The organism is Vibrio sp. 1288, from assembly GCF_033344475.1.
Genome location: NZ_JAWPOX010000122.1, coordinates 1 through 1,140, shown reverse-complemented (window position 1 = coordinate 1,140; position 1,140 = coordinate 1). Strand labels below are relative to the sequence as shown.

Sequence of the window (1,140 nt, the reverse complement as noted above, 5' to 3'; positions counted from 1 at the left end):
CCCTTTCTTCTGCCAATTCCTTTGGTTCTCTTTTCTTTTTAAACGTTCAGTAGGTCCGACTCATGAGTGTTCTATTTAGTTTATTTGGTATTGTTGCACTACTAGGTTGTGCTTTCCTACTGTCTGAGAGCCGTTCATCCATCAATTGGAAAACTGTGTCTCGCGCTTTGTTACTTCAGTTGGGCTTTGCCGCTCTGGTGCTTTATTTCCCGATGGGACAAGCCGCACTAGCGAGTTTAAGTAATGGCGTTGCCGGGTTATTAAGCTTTGCTGATGAAGGGATTCGATTCCTTTTTGGTGATCTCGCTTCTACTGGTTTCATCTTCGCTGTTCGCGTCCTTCCTATCATCATTTTCTTCAGCGCTCTTATCTCTGCCCTTTACTACTTGGGCATCATGCAAAAAGTAATTCAATTTATCGGCGGCGCTATCCAGAAATTCTTGGGTACCAGTAAAGCGGAATCACTCGTTGCAACGGGTAATATCTTCCTATCTCAAGGTGAGTCACCACTTCTTATTCGTCCGTTCCTATCAAACATGACTCGTTCTGAGCTATTTGCAGTAATGGCTGGTGGTATGGCATCGGTAGCGGGCAGTGTGCTTGGCGGCTATGCCGGCTTGGGTGTGGAGCTGAAATACCTTATCGCAGCGAGCTTCATGGCAGCTCCTGGTAGTTTGCTAATGGCGAAAATCATCGTTCCTGAGCGTCAAACGCCAAGCGATTACAACAACATTGAGCTAGACAAATCAGAAGAAAGTAACGGTATCGATGCACTAGCAAGCGGTGCGATGGGCGGTATGAAAGTCGCAGTGGCTGTCGGTACTATGCTGATTGCTTTTGTGAGTGTGATTGCGATGGTGAACACAGGCCTAGAAAACCTAGGTGAAATGTTTGGTTTTGCTGGTGTAACACTGCAAGCGATTTTGGGTTACCTATTTGCACCACTAGCCTGGTTGATTGGTGTGCCAAGCCACGAGATCCTAGCGGCTGGTTCTTACATTGGTCAGAAAGTTGTAATGAACGAATTTGTGGCGTTTATCGACTTCGTACAGCACAAAGCGACACTGTCTGAGCACACTCAAGTTATCATCACATTCGCTCTATGTGGTTTCGCGAACATCGGTTCGATTGCGATTCAGC

At 46.4% G+C, this 1,140-nt stretch carries 1 protein-coding gene; it reads left to right on the top strand.

Translation table 11 applies throughout. The annotated features are described in order from the left end of the window. Positions 1 to 62: 62 nt before the first annotated feature. The coding region (locus R8O11_RS25025; protein WP_318194583.1) for a NupC/NupG family nucleoside CNT transporter at positions 63 to 1,140 on the top strand (1,078 nt) is incomplete at its 3' end.